Origin of the sequence: Myxococcus sp. CA023 (assembly GCF_010998615.1) — a bacterium.
In the GTDB taxonomy this organism is placed as follows: domain Bacteria; phylum Myxococcota; class Myxococcia; order Myxococcales; family Myxococcaceae; genus Myxococcus.
Genome location: NZ_JAAEAH010000017.1, coordinates 17,412 through 32,624, shown reverse-complemented (window position 1 = coordinate 32,624; position 15,213 = coordinate 17,412). Strand labels below are relative to the sequence as shown.

Genomic DNA, 15,213 nt, shown 5'->3' with positions numbered 1-15,213 from the left:
TGGGGTCGTCCGGGGGGCGCTACAGTGGGCGGCCCTGGAGTCTTTCGCCCATGAGCTCGCCGTCCCCTGCTGCCCGCATGCCCCCAGCTGCTTCCCGTGAAGCGGAGCTGGCTCGCGCCGAGAGCGAGCTGTCCACGCTGGAGGGCCGGCTCCATGAACAACTCGCCCAGGCCACGGCGGAGGCGTCCGCGCTGGCCACCCGGTTGGAGCAGACGCGGCAGGCGCTGACGCGGGCCCACCAGGCCCCCGGTGCCGACCCCATGTTGGGGGAACAGGCCTCCCGGTTGCAGTTGGCCGTGGCGCCCGCGCTGGACGTGGAGGCGCCGCGCATCCGGGCACTGGAGGCCCGTCAAGCGGCGCTCCAGGCTCGGCGGCAAGCAGGTTCGGAGATGCAGTCGCTGCTGCGAGCCCACCAGGAGCAGGCGGCGCAGGTGGCCCGCGCGGTGACCGAGGCGGAAGCGGTGCTCACGCGTCAGGCCGAGGCGGCCAAGGCCCGCCAGGAAGCCGCGTCGCGGGCACAACACGAAGCCGCCAAGGCCCGCCAGGCCGAGCTGGCGCGGGCGGCCGCCGCGGCGAGGGCCCAGGGGCACGCACCTCTCCCAGCAGCCGCGGCCCGGCCCACCACCACGCCGGAGAACGACGCGCGGCGCAACGGACGGGTGCGGATGCACACGTCCATCGACATGCGCAGCGACTCCAACTTCTTCACGGGTTTCTCACTGGACCTCAGCGAGGGCGGCGTCTTCATCGCCACCGTGGACGCGGTGCCGCGCGGCACGCAGGTGGAGCTGGACTTCACGCTGCCGGGCGGCCGGCCCATGAAGGTGACGGGCGTGGTGCGCTGGGTGCGCGAGGCCAATTCCCGCACGCCGGAGCTGATGCCAGGCGTGGGGGTGCAATTCACCGGGCTGCCGGCGGAAGTGGCCAGCGCCATCTCCTCGTTCGTCACCACGCGCGACCCGATGTTCTTCCCGGACTGAGCTCGAGACAGACGCCTTCGTGACACGCGGGCGCGATGTTTCACGTCATCCGTCGGGTAGTCGACCTCGCGGCCACTCCCGCGCGCTGACAGGCGGGATTATCCTCCGCAGAAGACAGACACTCCGACGACGAACTCATGGCGCAAGCCAATGCAGCGGCGCCGCGGAAGGAGATGACACCCGCATGAGCGCGCCTCATCGCAGCCCCACGGTCCTCGCCGGACGTCGTCCGCGCTGGGACTCCCGCCGCCGCGCCGACACTGCCCGTGCCTTGGAAGGCACTGGCACCCTGGACGCACCAGCCCCCGAGGTGGACAAGGTCAACCTCGCGCAGAAGCTGGCCCTCTTCTCCGAGCACTGGTCCCCGAAGGTGGTGGGCGAGCTGAACGGCCAACACGTCCGGCTGGCCCGGCTCCACGGCCCCTTCGTCTGGCACCAGCACGACGCCGAGGACGAGCTGTTCCTCGTGCTCCACGGCCAGCTGCGCATGGAGCTGCGCGAGCGCACGGTGGACGTGGGCCCAGGCGAGTTCATCATCATTCCTCGCGGCGTGGAGCACCGGCCCGTGGCGGAGGAGGAGGTCCACGTCCTGCTCTTCGAGCCCGCCACCACGCTCAACACCGGCAACGTCCGCGAGGAGCGGACGGCCGAGCACCTGCAGCAGCTCTGAAGCGGACGTCCAGGCACCCCCTCCGGGCGGGCGAGCCTTCCGCCACCCCGCTCGAGCGGATTCCTCCGTGGCGCCGCGCGGCGCACCTTTAGCTCCAGACCCGGGCCGCCCGAGCGGCTCCCTGCCGAGGAGCGAAAGCGATGCGCATCCACCACCTGAACTGCACCACCCTGTGCCCACCGGGCGGCCGGCTGGTGGACGGGCGAAAGGGCTTCACGGGGCCCGCGGCACTGACGTGTCACTGCCTCCTGCTGGAAGGCCGGCAGGGACTCATCCTGGTGGACACCGGCTTCGGCCTGGAGGACGTGAAGCACCCCCGGGCGCGGCTGCACCCGCTGCTCCTCAAGGGAATCCGGCCCCAGCTCAACGAGGGCTCCACGGCCATCCGACAGATTGAGCGCATGGGCTTCCATGCCGAGGACGTGCGCGACATCGTCCTCACCCACCTGGACTGCGACCACGCTGGCGGCCTGAGCGACTTCCCTCACGCGAAGATCCATCTCTTGTGGGATGAGTACCAGCAGGCCCTGTCCCAGGCGACGGCGAGGGACCGGAGACGCTACCGGCCACGGCAGTGGCCCCCGGAGACGCAGTGGGTGACGTATCCCTCCCTGGGGGACGGTGAGCGCTGGTTCGGCTTCGAGTGCGTGAGGGATTTGACGGGCCTGCCGCCGGAAATCCTGCTGGTGCCGCTGCCGGGCCACACCCTGGGCCACGCTGGCGTCGCCATCCAGAATGGAAGCGGTTGGCTGCTGCACGCCGGAGACGCGTACTTCTACCATGGGGAAATGGCCCCGGACCGGTACCAGTGCACCCTGGGCCTGCGCATCGCCCAGAAACTGAATCAGACGGATGGCTACCTGCGCTGGCACAACATGCGCCGGCTGCGCGAGCTGGTGCGGCGGCACGGACGGGACGTCACGGTGTTCTGCGCGCATGACTCGCTGGAGTTCGAGCTGCTGGAGGAGCAGGAGAAGGCGCCGGAGCGGTCGCCCCTGCGGACCTTCGTGGACACCCGGCCGCCGCTGCACGCGTGACAGGCGGGCTCACGAGTGCAGGGGTATATCGGGTGGCTCGCGCAGCTCCGAGCCCAGCAGCATCAGCGGCAACTCCACGATGAAGGTGGCGCCCTCGCTGGGGGCGCTCTCCACCCGAATGGTGCCGCCGTGAGCCTCCACCAGCTGCCGGACGATGTAGAGCCCCAGCCCGAAGCCCGCATGCTGGCCTCCGGAGGGCTCTCTTTCGAAGCGCTCGAAGATGCGCCGCTGCGCCTCCGGGGCAATGCCCACGCCGTGGTCTCTCACGCACAGCCGCGCCCGCGCCACGCCTGCATGCTCCACCCGGACCTCCACCGGCCGTCCCCTGCCGAACTTCAGCGCGTTGGACAAGAGGTTCGTCACCACCCGGTCCAACCGCAGCCGGTCCCACCGGCCCACCAGCCCCAATTCCGCGCCGAACTCCAGCTTGCAGCCCGCCTCCGCAGCCTGTTCGGCGAAGCGCTCCACCACCTCGTGCACCAGTTCCGGCAGGTCCACCGGCGCCACGTCCAGCATCAGCTTCCCCGATGACAGCCGCGAGAGGTCCAGCAGGTTGTGCAGCAGCTGCCCCAGCCGCTGTGTCTGCTTCAGCGCCGCCGCCAGCCCGTCGCGCGCCTTCTGCTCCTCCGCGAGCTCCATCCGCTGAAGCCTTCGCAGCAGCAACTGCAGCGTGTTCAACGGATTGCCCAAGTCGTGCGCGGCCACGCCGATGAGCTCCACCGCGTCCTGCGCCTCGCTCCAGAGCCGGGCGTTGTCCAGCGCGAGCGCGGCACGTCCCGCCACCTCCTCCACGAAGACCTGGTCCGTCACCGTCAGCCGGCGCTCCGGCGCGGACGTCAGCAGCACGAACACTCCGCGAGTCTGCCGCCCCACCCGCAGCGGCACGCCGAGGTAGGAGCGCACGCCCACCTTCTCCATCAACGAGAGGTGCTCGGGGCCCACCAGCCCCCGGGCCAGGGTCTCCGGAGACACGTCGCTCTTGAGCTCGGAGCGCCCCGTGCGCATCACCTGCCAGATGCCCCACGGAGACTCTGGTGGCGGCGGAAAGCGCCGCGCCGCGTCCCACAGCCACGCCTCCTTCTCCGGCATCGCGTGCGCCACCGCGCGGGGCTTGAGGTCGCCACTGGCCGTCAGCAGGTAGAGCAGGCAGGCGTCCGCCACCTCCGGCACCATGATACGCGTCAGCTCGGCCACCGTCTGGTCGGGGTCCTGGAACTGGTGGAAGAGGCCCCCCGCCTCCGCCAGCAGTTGCTGCGTGCGCTCGGCCCGGCGCCGCTCGGTGATGTCGCGCGTCACCTTGGCGAAGCCGCGCGGCTGCCCGCGCGCGTCCTGGAGCACGGTGACGTTGACGTCCGCCAGATAGCGCGAGCCGTCCTTCCGCACTCGCCAGCCCTCCGTGTGCAGCCGCCCATCCCTCCGGGCCCGCACCAGGTCCTTGTCCGGAATCCCCGCCGCCACCGCATCTGGCGGGTAGAAGACGCTGGAGGGCTGGCCCAGGATTTCCGCCTCGCGGTAGCCCATGATGCGCTCCGCGCCCGGGTTCCAGCTCTCCACCCGGCCCCGCGCGTCCAGCAGGAACAAGGCGTAGTCGCGCACTCCCTCCACGAGGAGCTGGAAGCGCTCGGCGCTGGCCTCCGCCTCCTGTTGGATGGGCCGCAGCTTGCGCGTCAGCGTCCACGCCAGCATCGTGGCGCCCGCGAGGCCCAGGCTCCCCGCGAGCAGGGACAGCCCGAGCGCGCTGCGGTCCGTGGCCAGGCTCTCATGGATGCCCTCGGACAGCCGGGCCTCCGTCTGCTGGTGGAGCATCCGGAGGCTGTCCATTGCACGGTGGCGTGTGTCCGCCACGTGGCCGTCGAAAATCTGCTCCAGCCGCTGGCGGGGCACGCCATCCTCGCGCTCCATGATGAGCGCTTGCATGGCCTCCTCGTGCTCCATCTCCGCGTGGGAGACGGCCTCCAGTTGCGTGGCCAGGGGCTCCTGGGTGAGCCGGCGCTTCAGGGCTTCGTAGGTGGCGATGAAGCGCTCGCGCGCGACGGACATGTCGTGGGCGAAGAAGGCATCTCCCGATAAAGCGAAGCCCCGGCCACTGACGACCTTGTCGTTGAAGGTCCGCTCCAGTTGTTTGATGTCCAGCACGTCCCGGGACAGCTCCAGGATGCGCGCCTTGTGATTGGCCCGCACGGAGAGCAGCGCCACCACGGACGTTCCCGCCAGCACGAGCGCCACCACCAACGAGATGATGAAGCCGGCGCCCGCGCGCTGCGCGAACGTCCACGGACGTGCCACCTCCCCTCCTCCCCAGACGGTCCACCGCCCATGTCCTCGGGCAGGGTGAAGCGCTCCGCACCCTGAATCCAGGGGGCTCGCCGGGTGACGCGAACGTCGGAAACCGGGCGTTCGGGCAGGCGACGCCCGTGCCCGCGCACCGCTGTGTGTGCACCGTCCAACCCCGCCTCGTGCCATGGCTGGGCACGCGCGAAGCCCGGACCCACGTTGGGCGCGGGTGGTGGCCTGGGCGGGACGGGAGCGCATGCGCGGAGCGGGGCGGCGGGGAGCGTGGTTCTGGGCGTGTGGGCTGGTGCTGTGGGTGGCGTGCAGCCCGACGCAATCGTACGAGGACGCGGACACCCGCCGGCCGGTCTCCGCCTGCGAGCCCATGACGTGCGCCTCCCAGGGCATGGACTGCGGCATCGCCATTGATGGCTGTGGCGGCACGCTCGACTGCGGCGCCTGTGGCCCCGGCGAGGTGTGCGGAGGTAGTGGCCGGCACAACGTGTGCGGACCGGCGCCCTGCGAGCCCACCACCTGTGAGGCCCTGGGGCTCAACTGCGGACCGGTCTCGAATGGCTGTGAAGACGCGCTCGACTGCGGCACCTGCACGGCGCCGGAGTCCTGCGGCGGCGGGGGCACACCCAACGTATGCGGCGAGCCCACCTGCACGCCGGATACCTGTGAGTCGCTGGCGCGCGACTGCGGCGCCGTGCCGAACGGCTGTGGCGGCCTCTTGGACTGTGGCGGCTGCGCGGACGGCCTGACGTGCGGGGGCGGCGGCGCGCCCAACGTGTGTGGCCGCGGCATCTGCAAGCGGGCCACCTGCGACGCGCTGGGGAAGGACTGCGGGCCGGTGTCCGACGGCTGCGGCGGCATGCTCGACTGTGGGGCCTGCGCGAGCGGTCTGACGTGTGGCGGCGGCGGCGTGCCCAATGTCTGCGGCAACCCACCGTGCACGCCGGGTACGTGTGAGACGCTGGGGAAGAACTGCGGGCCGGTGGCGGATGGATGCGGCGGAATGCTCGACTGCGGCGTCTGCGTGGACGGCCAGACGTGCGGCGGCGGCGGCGTGCCAAATGTCTGCGGCGGCGGCGTGTGCACCCCGCTCACCTGCGAGTCCCAGGAAAAGAACTGCGGCACCGTGCCCGATGGCTGCGGTGGACTCCTTCACTGTGGCCTCTGCCCGGCGGGCGAGACATGCGGCGGGGGCGGCGTGGACCACGTCTGTGGTCGTCCCCTCTGCACACCGGCCACCTGCGAGTCGCTGGACAAGGACTGCGGCACCGTGCCGAACGGGTGCGGCGGCGCGCTCCAGTGCGGGGCATGCACGAATGGCGAGACATGTGGAGGTGGCGGCACGCCCAACGTGTGCGCGGCGCCTTCCTGCCGTCCCTACACCTGCGGCCTGCTGGGCAAGGACTGTGGCACCGTGCCGGACGGGTGCGGCGGGTTCCTGGAGTGTGGCACCTGCACGGCGCCCGAGTCCTGCGAAGCGACGGGCGCTCCCAACGTCTGCGCGGCGAGCGCGTCCGTGTGCGTGGACCGGAACCTGGGCAGCATGGTGCCGTTGATGGTGAAGGGCTCCACCGCGCACGCGGGGGATGACCATCAGTCCTCGTGCGGCGGGAGCGGCGCGCCGGACCGGGGCTTCCTGTGGACGGCGCCCAAGAGCGCGCTCTTCACCTTCGACACGGCGAAGTCAGCCATCCGCTCGCTCATCTCCGTGCGCAGCGGCGGCTGCGGGGGCGCGGATCTGGCGTGTGCGAAGGACGGCATCAGCTACGGCGGCGGCGCGCGTGTCTCGGTGCCGCTGGTGCAGGGACAGACGGTGCTGGTGGTGGTGGACTCGGCGAGCCCGGACCGGTTCAGCGCCGGGTACTTCGAGCTGCACATCGACGAGCTGCGGGCCAGCGAGGCGGGCTCCTGCTTCGACGGCATGGACAATGAGGGGGACCGCTGGGTGGACTGCGCGGACACGGACTGCCACGACGCGCCGGGCTGCGGTGGACGCGGCTGCGCACACCACGACTTGGGCAGCGCGCTGCCGGTGACGTTCCACGGCGAGACGGCGGGTTCCGGTGACGGCTTCCAGGGCACCTGCGGCGCGCTGCTCCAGCAGGACCGCGCGCACCTGTGGACGGCGCCGCGGGCAGGCACCTACGTCTTCGACACGGCACCGAGCGAGTGGGGCAACGCGCTCTACGTGCTCACGGGTTGCAGGGGCACGGAGTTGGGTTGCGCCTCCAACCCGAACGGGAGTCCCCAAGGCTCGCCCGCCGTGAAGGTGACACTGGCGCAGGGCCAGACGGTGCTGTTGGTGGTGGACGGCATGGCGAATCCCGACCAAGACACGCCCATCCGCTACACGCTCCACATCAGCGAGGACGCCGCCACGGAGACGGGCCGGTGCGCGGATGGCGCGGACAACGATGCGGATTCCAACTGCCGGTAACGCGAGGCAACCCCATGTGGTGGAGTGCCTCGATGGGGCACGCCCATGCGCATGTGTTGGGTGCCGTCGTGTCAGCGATGTGCCTGTCGGAGTGCCTTCACCACAACGTCACGGATGCCAACGGCGCGCGCGTAGGTGCCCCCCTCATCCATGGAATACAAGCCGTGGTTGAGTGCCTTGAACCTCGTGGTGCCGCGCTCCGCCCCCCTGACGCCACAGGCCCACTCGACATGGGCGAAGTAGGTGGTCGGCGCATCACCTGAGGCCGACTCGGACTCACGACGAAGCATCGCGCTCGTCAAATCCCGGAGGATGCGCTCACCTTCGGCCCGGGACAGCTTCCTCGGACTGAGTTTGACCGGGTTTCCCTCGTCATCCCCTCGACCAGATATCTCCGCGCCGCTCTGTGTCACCTTCAGGTAGAAGGTGCTGGACGTGCTGAACCCACAACCGAATTCTGGATAGTAGACCTTCACCGTCACGGGCAGCTCCTCGCTCAAGCAACGCAAGGCCTCCTCGCTGGGCTCCGCATTCCAGATGATGTCGTCAGACGCCTCCGCGGACGAAAGCCCCGCTACCGCCAGGAGAACCGCGATCCCCCGAGAGAAACGCCGCATGGTGCTCCCTCCGTTTCATTGAACGGAGGGAGCCTGGCACCCGCGACTCGCGGGCAGCCACGCATGGTTCCATCATCGTTTCGGCACGAACGGCCGGCTCAGCCTTCCTGCGCGGGCACGGGCGCCGCGTCCGCGGGCTCCCCGCCCGGCGCCGCGAACGTCCCCGTGGCGGGGTCCACGTTCCAGGCGGAGTACTGGTGCGTCTTCACGTCCCGCAGCTTCCCGTCCTCGTAGCAGACCGAATAGATGAGGAACTGCGGGTTGACGAAGTTGGGCTGCCCGTAGCGGTAGCACTCCGCCCCGCTGGTGTCCCGCTCCAGGGTGATGGGCCGTCCGAGCACGGCGCGCACCTGCTCCGTCGTCATCCCACCCCGCATGGACTTGAAGCCTTGGGGCGTGACGATGCGGAACGTCTTCTCCTCGCCCTTGGCGAGGGTCCAGAAGCCCACGCCCAGCACCACCGGTATCAGGGCCATCAGCAGGGCGCCCACCCACCGTCCCCGAGGCACCTTCCTGTCCTTCTGGAAGGCCGTGAAGAGGCCGCTGGCCGCGTCCGCCTGGGGGTTCGTCTCCGTCGCGCTCACGTCGCCTGACATGCAGTCCTCATATCGCGGATGCAACAAAGTCCACGCCTCCCGCCCTTTCTCCCTGCCCGCCCACCTGGGAGGGCTTACATCCCCTGACGGCTCCCTCTCCCAGGTCACACGCGAGTTTACAATGAGCAGGGGGGCGGCCTGCTACATCCCCTCCAAGGGAGTCAACGAGGAGTCAAGTCACCATGCCGAAACGCGGCGGCGGCGGTCGCAGCGTCACCCAGAAGCCCTCCAACCGGGACGTGCTCCCGGCCGGCGCGGAGTCGAAGGACACGGAGCTCTTCTTCAACCGAGAGCTGTCCTGGATGGCCTTCAATGACCGCGTCCTCCAGCTCGCCGAGTCTCCGGAGATTCCGCTGCTGGAGCGGCTGAAGTTCATCGCCATCTACGCGCGCAACCTGGACGAGTTCTTCATGATTCGCGTCGCCCGTCTGCACGAGCAGATTCGCGGCGGCGTGGCGCGCCTGGTTCCCGACGGAGCCTCTCCCAGCGACACCCTGGACAAGCTGCACGACGGCATCCTCAAGCAGACGCGCCGGCACGGCGACGCCTTCGAGAAGGTGCTCCGCCCCGCCCTGGCCGAAAAGGGCCTGCGCATCCTCTCCGCCCGGAATTTGGACGCCGAGCAGCGCGCCCAGATGGACCAGCGCTTCAAGGAGCAGATTTTCCCCGTCCTCACCCCGCTGGCCATCGGCCTGGGGCGGCACTTTCCCTACATCTCCAACCTGTCGCTCAGCCTGGCGGTGCTGCTGAGAGACCCGGACGCGGACGAGGAGAGCGTGGCCCGGGTGAAGGTGCCCAAGGAGCTGCTGCCGCGCTTCCTGCCCCTCAAGGGCAACGTCTTCGTCCCCTTGGAGGAAATCATCGCCCAGCACCTGGGAGACTTGTTCCCCGGCATGGAGGTGCTGAGCTGGGGCACCTTCCGCGTCACCCGCGACGCGGACTTCACCGTGTCCGAGGACGCGGAGGACCTGCTCAAGGCCGTGGAGACGGAGCTGCGCGAGCGCCGCTTCGGCGACGTCATCCGCATGGAAGTCCAGGCCGGCATGAGCCCCAAGCTGCTCGAGCCGCTGGTGGAGGCCATGGGCCTGGAGGCACGTCAGGTCTACGAGGAGCACGGCCTGGTGGGCCTCAACGACCTGCAGTCCATCGCCTTCGCCCCGGGCTTCCCGGAGCTGAAGGACCCGCCGTGGATCCCTATCACCCAGGCCCGCCTGCGCACGGACGCGGACGCGCCGGATGGCGGCACGGTGATGTCGTCCATGCGCCGAGGGGACCTGCTGGTCCACCACCCCTACGAGTCCTTCGCCACCTCCGTGGAGCGCTTCGTCACCGAGGCCGTGGCCGACCCGGACGTGCTGGCCATCAAGCAGACGGTGTACCGCACGTCGGACAGCTCGCCCCTGGTGCCCGCGCTGATTACCGCCACCGAGCGCGGCAAGCAGGCGGTGTGCATGGTGGAGCTGAAGGCCCGCTTCGACGAGCGCACCAACATCCGCTGGGCCAACGCGCTGGAAGAGGCGGGCGTGCACGTCGTCTACGGGATTCCGTCCCTGAAGACGCACGCGAAGGCCATCCTCATCGTCCGGCGCGAGGGCGACAAGGTGCGGCACTACGTGCACATCGGCACGGGCAACTACAACCCGAAGACGGCGCGCCTCTACACGGACATGGGCCTGTTCACCACGGACCCGGACATTGGCGCGGACGTGGCGGACGTCTTCAACTACCTCACCGGGTTTGGCCGGCCGAAGAGCTTCCGCAAGCTGCTGGTGGCCCCGCTCACCATGCGCCAGGGCCTGCTGGAGGAAATCAAGCGCACCGTCGCCGCGCACACAGCCGAGCGCCCCGCGCGCATCCAGATGAAGATGAACGCGCTGGTGGACCCCGGCATCATCCACGCCCTCTACGAGGCGTCACGCGCGGGCGTGAAGGTGGAGCTGAACGTGCGCGGCATCTGCTGCCTGCGCCCGGGTGTCCCCGGCGTGTCGGAGAACATCCGCGTGGTGTCCGTGCTGGGCCGCTTCCTGGAGCACTCGCGCATCTACATCTTCGAGCGCGGCCCGGAGCTGCGTTGCTTCATCGGCTCGGCGGACTTGATGCCGCGCAACCTGGACCACCGCGTGGAAATCCTCGCGCCGGTGGAGGACGCCAGCCTGGCCGCCCAGGTGAAAGACTCGCTGGAGCGCTGCATGGCAGACACCACGTCCGCCTGGGAGCTGACCGCGGATGGCGGCTGGCGCCGCCGGCTGCCGCGCGCCGGCGAGGAGAAGCGCTGGGCCCAGGGCGAGATGATGGAGCGCGCCCAGCGCATGGCCCAGTTCCAGGGCGGCCGTCCGCTGCCCTGACAGCACCTGCACCTCGGTGGGCGACGGGGGCCTCAGCGCGCGGCGTCCTCGCGGCGGTGGGCCTCCACCTCGCGCACCTCACGCCACTGAATCCACCCCTCGCGCGCGGCGTGACGGGCGGCCTCGGTGGTGTCATCCACCGCGAGCATCTGGCTGCCCGCGGCGCGGATGTCCCTGGCGATGAGCGCCAGTTCCTCGGCCCGGCGCTGATGCCCCGGCACGTTGCGGATGTAGACGCAGAGGATGCGCCCGGGAAACTCACGGACGATGGTGCGGTAGTGCTCCGCGTCCTCCTGGCCACTGTCGCCAATGAGGATGAAGGGCAGGTGCGACAGCGTGCCGAGCACCGCGCGAATCTTCTCCAGCTTGTGCCCATGGCCCCCGCCGGGCGCGAAGCCCTGGCTGGACAGGCCCCAGTCGCGCAGCAGCAGCGGACCGGTGGGGATTTTGTGCAGGGAGAGGAACTCGTCCAGGTGCTCGTAGAGGTTCCACGGGCTGCTGGACACGTAGAAGATGGGGTTGTCCGCGCTCGTGCCCCGGCCGTGCTGGAGCGCGGCATAGAAGGCGTCCACGCCCGGAAAGGGCAGCCGCACGCGGTGCTCGGTCAGGAAGAGCGCCCAGGCCCGCTTCAGCAGGTCGGTGACGCCGGTGACGATGACGGTGTCGTCGATGTCGCTGATGACGCCGAACTCCGCGCCGGGCCCGGCCATCCGCACCGGCGCGGCCACGCGGGACACGCCCTCCGCGTCCGGCGACAGCAGCTCCAGCTCCACCATGTGCCAGCCCGAGCGCACCCCGTCCGGCGGAGGCACCCACAGCTCCAGGAAGCCCTCCTCGTCGGTGGTGCCCTCCCAGCGCTTGTCGCCCCAGCGCACCGCGACGTGCGCGCCCGGCACCTCGCGCGTCATGTAGCGCTTGTAGGAGGCCACCGCGCTGCCCACCAGCGTGTAGCGCTCCTGCGGCGGGCGCACGTGCCGGTCCTCCAGCACGCGGGCCTTGATGACGGCGCGCTCGGGCGTGCCATAGCCCCGGTAGGGAAGGATGCGCAGCGGCGGCGCGACCCCCAGCTTCTGGCGAAGCTTGCGGCTCAGCGCGTCATAGTGCGCGTCCACGCGGACGGCGAGTCGATAGAAGCGAGGAAGAAAGTCGGCCATGGCGCGGAGCGTAAAGGTGTGGAGCCTGACTCTAGAGGAGTCCGCAATTGAGCGGCACAAACCCGTGAGGGTCCACTGGCGGACCGTCACAGCCCGTGCCTGCCACGGTGTGCGTATCCGCAATGCAGCTTCCTCTCAACCTGGAGCGTTGCCTTGCCGCGTCAATCCCCCCGCTGGTGTCTCGCCGCCGCCGTCGCCGTGCTGATCGCCGGAACGGCCGCTTCCTCGCAGTCCCCCTCCAGCATCACCTTCCAGTCGCCGGCGCAGGGCTGGAACGTGTTCGCGTCCTCCAACCCGCTGCCCTTCGGCTCCACCGCGGCCATCCACTACAGCGCGGACCGGCTGACGCAGTGCCGGGGCAACATCAACGGCACCACGCCCGGGTGGACGATGACGGGCTACTACCAGTTCAACAACGGGCCGGTGCAGCGCTTCTGGGTGGCGGGCTTCTCCTCCACGCCCAACCCGCCCGCGCCGTCCATCCCGCTCAACACGCGGGGCACGCTGGCCGTCTGGTTCGAGAACACCAGCCGCTGGGGCTGCCAGGCCTGGGATTCGAACTTCGGCGACAACCACCTCTTCACCGTGCAGTGACGAGCTCCCCCCGGCCCAGGGGGCTGTGGCCCTTCGCCAGCAGCCGCCGCGCCGCCAGCACCGACACGCAGTCATCCGTGCTGTGGATGTCTCCGTAGAAGGTGAGCAGCGTGGCCGGGTCCACCACGCGAATCCCCCCGGCGTCCACGGCCGGCACGCGCCGGACGAAGACGTCGAGCAGGACCTTGCCACCCTCATCGTGCCGGGCGTAGCGGTAGAAGTGCGTGGAGGTGGCGTCGAAGCGCGTCCAGATGCGGTGGTAGCCGCGAGCGGTGAGCACGGCGATGAGCTCCGGGAAGCGCGCGGGCTCCACGAAGAGGTCCACATCCTTGTGGTCGTGGAAGCGCTTCAGCTCCTCGTGGGGCGGGGCCATGAAGTGCCAGGCCCAGCCGCCGGACACCGTCACCCAGGGCGCCAGGGCGCGCACCTCCGCCTCGCAGGCGCGCAGGCGCTCCAGGTTCCAGCGCTCGTGCGCTCGCTTCGGATTGCGTGGGTCTCCCATGGCCGTGTCCTTGTGTGAGGGCACGGCGAGGACGGAAGGTGGAGCGCGGGCTGACAGCCGGGCTCCGGCTGCCCGTGTCCCAAACGGGTGAGGACTGGTAGACATGTTTCATGGGGCACCCCTCCACCGAGAACCTCACGCCCTTCACCTTCGAGCCGCTGTTCCTCACGGACGAGGCGCTGCGGCCCCTGTTCGTGCCCGTGTTGAAGGCCACGTTCGACCTGCGGCCTCGGGGCGCGCCCGTGCTGTCCGCGGAGCAGGCGCCGCTGCTGACCGGGGGTGAGCGCTGGGAAGGCGGGGATGCGGCCAGCCTCCGTCTGGAGCCCGAGGGCGCCTTCTTCAAGGCCGCCACGGACGTGGTGCTGGTGGGACATGCCCATGCGCCCGCGGCGGGGACTCGCGAGCTCCTCGCCGAGTTGCATGTCGGGCCAGTGCACAAGCAGGTCCGTGTGCTGGGGGACCGCACGTGGTTCAAGAGCATGGGCGGCATCGGGGTGACGCAGCCCCTCCCCTTCGAGCGCATTCCCTTGCGCTACGAGCGCGCCTTCGGCGGGAAGGACGGTAGCGCCTTCGAGCCGCGCAACCCGCTGGGCACTGGCTTTCGCGAGAAGAGCAGCCGCTTCGAGGAGAACCTGCGGCTGCCGAACCTGGAGTCTCCCGCCGAGCCGCTGAAATCGTGGGGCCAGCGTCCTCCGCCCGCGGGCTTCGGGTTCATCGAACCGCACTGGCAGCCCCGGGCCGGCGACGCGGGCACCTACGATGACGCGTGGAAGAAGTCGCGCAGCCCGTTGCTGCCGAAGGACTTCGACCGGCGCTTCCTCAACGGCGCGCCGCGGGACCAGCTCGTCCCGGGCTACCTGCGAGGGGGCGAGGCCGTGCTGCTGAAGCACATGGCGCCGGGTGCGCCGCTGACGTTCAGGTTGCCCGCGCTGCCATCTCCGGAGGTCCTCGCGCCCAGAGCCCGGGGACTGGATGACCTGGAAGGAGCGCTGCGGCTGGACACCGTGGTCCTGGACACGGACGCGATGAAGCTGTTCCTCGTGTGGCGCGGCACCTTCGCGTTGCAGCGCGAGCCCACGGAGCTGCGCTCCATCCAGGTGACGTGCGAGGGCGCGGAGACGCTGGAGCCGGGGCAACCCGTCGGAACGGACTGACAGGGTTATCGCGTCGGCGCCGTGTCGACGGCCCAGTCGCCCGAGTACGTCGTCGTCATCGGGACGCGGGCCAGGGGCGGGCAGTAGCGGAAGCTGGTGTCCTCGGGTGCGATGCTGGCGCGCTCGGCGAGGCGCAGGAGGGCCAGCCCTTCGAGCCAGACAAACCGGTGCGGCGCGAAGGACGTCACGGGTGTAGCCAGCGAGCGGGCGCGCTTCTCCGTGACGATGCCGTGGTCCAGGCAGGCGGCGGCGAAGGCCTCGGCGAAGGCGGCGGCGTCCCTGGACACCAGGGCCCGGGCCATGGCCACCCGGCTGGCGTAGGGCTCCTGGCCCACCTTCTCCAGCGGGACGAGGATGGACTCCAGCGGCGCGGACGGCGTGCGGGTGAGGTGCTGGAGGGCGGCGGCCCAGAGGAACTCATCCTCGTATTCGGCGCCCTGCTGCCACTGGGTGGCGGAGCTCGCGGCCACGGCCTCCGCGAGGGAGAAGTGGCCGGCGGCGAGCGCGCCGAGCAGAGGCGTGTTGCGCCGCGCGGGCGGTGGCGGAAGGCCCCGGTCCGCGAGGAGGCGCTGCACCCGGCGGCCGTTCTCCGCCATCCGGCAGAGGTTGAGGAAGAACCCCTGAGGATTACCATCGACCAGCAGCGTGGCCACGGCGATGAGGTGCAGGTCGAGCGTGATGGCGTCCAACCGCGCGAGAATGCTGGAGTGGTCCGCGCCCGGGTCGAACCGGCTCAGCCTTTCTCCCAGGGAGTCAGCGGCATCTGCACGGAGGGAGATGAGACGGGCCATGATGGGAGGTGCGGGTGAGCGTAGCCTGGAACGGGGCGTTCAGGCACCAT

Annotated in this window: 13 protein-coding genes; 7 read left to right on the top strand and 6 right to left on the bottom strand. The window is 70.2% G+C overall.

All coding sequences use genetic code 11. The features are described 5' to 3' along the window. Positions 1–50 precede the first annotated feature (50 nt). From F8M74_RS09825 to F8M74_RS09815, 3 genes are all read left to right on the top strand, one after another. On the top strand, positions 51–980 hold the full coding sequence (locus F8M74_RS09825; protein WP_171410200.1) for a TIGR02266 family protein: 930 nt from the start codon (positions 51–53) through the stop codon (positions 978–980). A gap of 184 nt (positions 981–1,164) precedes the next feature. Next, entirely contained in the window at positions 1,165–1,650 is a 486-nt protein-coding gene (locus F8M74_RS09820; protein WP_141258765.1) for a cupin domain-containing protein, read from the top strand. Positions 1,651–1,790: 140 nt separating this feature from the next. After that, complete coding sequence (locus tag F8M74_RS09815) at positions 1,791–2,687, top strand: MBL fold metallo-hydrolase (protein ID WP_141258766.1); 897 nt, start codon at positions 1,791–1,793, stop codon at positions 2,685–2,687. Between the two features lie 9 nt (positions 2,688–2,696). Here F8M74_RS09815 and F8M74_RS09810 read toward each other — a convergent pair whose 3' ends face one another. Further along, positions 2,697–4,973, bottom strand: coding sequence for an ATP-binding protein (locus F8M74_RS09810; protein ID WP_141258767.1), 2,277 nt, complete (start codon positions 4,971–4,973; stop codon positions 2,697–2,699). Between the two features lie 244 nt (positions 4,974–5,217). Here F8M74_RS09810 and F8M74_RS09805 point away from each other — a divergent pair, with 244 nt between their 5' ends. Continuing rightward, positions 5,218–7,410, top strand: a complete 2,193-nt coding sequence (locus F8M74_RS09805; protein ID WP_141256673.1) for a tryptophan synthase alpha chain — start codon at positions 5,218–5,220, stop codon at positions 7,408–7,410. A 71-nt stretch (positions 7,411–7,481) separates the two neighbouring features. Here F8M74_RS09805 and F8M74_RS09800 read toward each other — a convergent pair whose 3' ends face one another. Both F8M74_RS09800 and F8M74_RS09795 read right to left on the bottom strand, forming a co-directional pair. Next, positions 7,482–7,910, bottom strand: a complete 429-nt coding sequence (locus tag F8M74_RS09800; RefSeq protein WP_228559662.1) for a hypothetical protein — start codon at positions 7,908–7,910, stop codon at positions 7,482–7,484. 215 nt (positions 7,911–8,125) lie between these two features. After that, positions 8,126–8,623, bottom strand: a complete 498-nt coding sequence (locus F8M74_RS09795; RefSeq protein WP_171410499.1) for a hypothetical protein — start codon at positions 8,621–8,623, stop codon at positions 8,126–8,128. A gap of 182 nt (positions 8,624–8,805) precedes the next feature. On the opposite strand from F8M74_RS09795, the gene ppk1 reads away from it, so the two are divergent. Beyond that, entirely contained in the window at positions 8,806–10,968 is a 2,163-nt protein-coding gene (ppk1, locus tag F8M74_RS09790) for a polyphosphate kinase 1 (protein ID WP_141256670.1), read from the top strand. A 32-nt stretch (positions 10,969–11,000) separates the two neighbouring features. Here ppk1 and F8M74_RS09785 read toward each other — a convergent pair whose 3' ends face one another. Beyond that, positions 11,001–12,122, bottom strand: coding sequence for an App1 family protein (locus F8M74_RS09785; RefSeq protein ID WP_163884366.1), 1,122 nt, complete (start codon positions 12,120–12,122; stop codon positions 11,001–11,003). Between the two features lie 153 nt (positions 12,123–12,275). Between F8M74_RS09785 and F8M74_RS09780 the strand changes: the two genes are divergently transcribed. Beyond that, positions 12,276–12,716: a DUF6209 family protein gene (locus tag F8M74_RS09780; protein ID WP_141256668.1), complete on the top strand. Its 441-nt coding sequence runs from the start codon at positions 12,276–12,278 to the stop codon at positions 12,714–12,716. Here the strand turns inward: F8M74_RS09780 and F8M74_RS09775 are convergent. Further along, entirely contained in the window at positions 12,703–13,218 is a 516-nt protein-coding gene (locus tag F8M74_RS09775; protein ID WP_228559664.1) for a hypothetical protein, read from the bottom strand. The two genes, F8M74_RS09780 and F8M74_RS09775, sit on opposite strands and share 14 nt — an antisense overlap. Positions 13,219–13,328: 110 nt before the next feature. On the opposite strand from F8M74_RS09775, the gene F8M74_RS09770 reads away from it, so the two are divergent. Next, positions 13,329–14,372, top strand: a complete 1,044-nt coding sequence (locus tag F8M74_RS09770; RefSeq protein ID WP_141256666.1) for a DUF2169 domain-containing protein — start codon at positions 13,329–13,331, stop codon at positions 14,370–14,372. 5 nt (positions 14,373–14,377) lie between these two features. On the opposite strand, the gene F8M74_RS09765 is transcribed toward F8M74_RS09770, so the two are convergent. Then, positions 14,378–15,163, bottom strand: a complete 786-nt coding sequence (locus F8M74_RS09765; RefSeq protein ID WP_141256665.1) for an immunity 49 family protein — start codon at positions 15,161–15,163, stop codon at positions 14,378–14,380. Positions 15,164–15,213 lie beyond the last annotated feature (50 nt).

Bases quoted from the DNA above. Each gene is read 5' to 3' on its own strand.
- F8M74_RS09825 (WP_171410200.1), top strand. From the start codon at position 51: ATGAGCTCGCCGTCCCCTGCTGCCCGCATGCCCCCAGCTGCTTCCCGT.
- F8M74_RS09820 (WP_141258765.1), top strand. From the start codon at position 1,165: ATGAGCGCGCCTCATCGCAGCCCCACGGTCCTCGCCGGACGTCGTCCG.
- F8M74_RS09815 (WP_141258766.1), top strand. From the start codon at position 1,791: ATGCGCATCCACCACCTGAACTGCACCACCCTGTGCCCACCGGGCGGC.
- F8M74_RS09805 (WP_141256673.1), top strand. From the start codon at position 5,218: ATGCGCGGAGCGGGGCGGCGGGGAGCGTGGTTCTGGGCGTGTGGGCTG.
- F8M74_RS09795 (WP_171410499.1), bottom strand. From the start codon at position 8,623: ATGTCAGGCGACGTGAGCGCGACGGAGACGAACCCCCAGGCGGACGCG.
- ppk1 (WP_141256670.1), top strand. From the start codon at position 8,806: ATGCCGAAACGCGGCGGCGGCGGTCGCAGCGTCACCCAGAAGCCCTCC.
- F8M74_RS09785 (WP_163884366.1), bottom strand. From the start codon at position 12,122: ATGGCCGACTTTCTTCCTCGCTTCTATCGACTCGCCGTCCGCGTGGAC.
- F8M74_RS09775 (WP_228559664.1), bottom strand. From the start codon at position 13,218: ATGGGAGACCCACGCAATCCGAAGCGAGCGCACGAGCGCTGGAACCTG.
- F8M74_RS09770 (WP_141256666.1), top strand. From the start codon at position 13,329: ATGGGGCACCCCTCCACCGAGAACCTCACGCCCTTCACCTTCGAGCCG.
- F8M74_RS09765 (WP_141256665.1), bottom strand. From the start codon at position 15,163: ATGGCCCGTCTCATCTCCCTCCGTGCAGATGCCGCTGACTCCCTGGGA.